Genomic DNA, 1,002 nt, shown 5'->3' with positions numbered 1-1,002 from the left:
GCCACGTAGCTTCCGTCGCGATCTCCAACACCAACTGTTCACCCCTCAGGCGCAGCAGGCGTCATCATACTGCGGATGCGCGCGGTTGGGATTTAGATACTTCGCCCTTCGGATCCGGCACCCGTATGGCAACGGCGTCGCTGACGAAAATGCCGAAGCTGACGGTCAGCACGTCCCCCGACTGACGTGTGGCTGGTAAACCGCCTAGGCTGGTTTGCCGTGACGCCAGAAACGGTCAGAGCGGCTACCGATCATTGAATGGGCGGATCGCTGCTACCCTCAGAGCGGCCGAAAAAGTCGCTCACTGTCGCCATTATCGCCAGGAAGGCGGCGGAATATCTTGCAAAACCAAAAGCCTGCGCCGCCACAAGCTTTGCGCCATGCAAATGCTGATTGATAAATTCGGAGGCTACTTCCTGGACTTCGCCCGACGCTTTCCCGAACAGCTTACGTTCTGTTGCGGTTGTATCAAACGACTGGCCAACCACATGGCCAATCAACAACCCTCCAACTGATCCAGCGAGCATCTTGGTCCGAGCAGCGTTGGTGACGGCCTGTCGCGAGGGTTGCACCTTCGGAATGGGCTCACCGCCCCGGCCTTTCCGTCCCACGCGTGTTTCGCTCGCCCACGGGAATCCATTGGGTTTCGTCGGCGGTGTGCGGCCGTCAGCGCTTCTTCTGCCGGCATCAAATACCGCCACCGCGCCAAGTGCTACCGCAGCCACCGCGCCGCCGTTTTCTTTGATGGCATCTGAGACGCCACCCACGACCCCGGCAGCTTTGTCCTTGGCAAACCGCGCGGTCACGTCGACCAAATGCCTGGGCTGCACGCGGCGGCTTATTTCACTGACCGGCCCGAACAGGGCCTGACGTTCGACCCGGCTCTGCGCCATAATCACGCCGAGATCATCGTTGCGTGGTGCCATAGCGGATCCCCTGCTTCAATGCTGCCAGATCGCTGCGCACCTGGTTTACGGTCTCAATAGGAGTGATGGTCCATCC

At 60.2% G+C, this 1,002-nt stretch carries 2 protein-coding genes; one reads left to right on the top strand and one right to left on the bottom strand.

Annotated features, from left to right (window positions below; translation table 11 throughout):
- Nucleotides 1-185, top strand: a 185-nt coding sequence (locus ACXJ7R_RS34225; RefSeq protein WP_457155653.1) for a hypothetical protein, incomplete at its 5' end; no start/stop codon positions are given.
- A 66-nt stretch (nucleotides 186-251) separates the two neighbouring features.
- Here the strand turns inward: ACXJ7R_RS34225 and ACXJ7R_RS34220 are convergent.
- A complete protein-coding gene (locus tag ACXJ7R_RS34220) occupies nucleotides 252-926 on the bottom strand; it encodes a hypothetical protein (RefSeq protein WP_457155652.1) in 675 nt (224 codons plus the stop codon).
- Between the last annotated feature and the right edge of the window lie 76 nt (nucleotides 927-1,002).

The organism is Mesorhizobium sp. P5_C1 (genome assembly GCF_054049815.1).
This window is presented reverse-complemented; position numbering and strand designations above follow the sequence as displayed.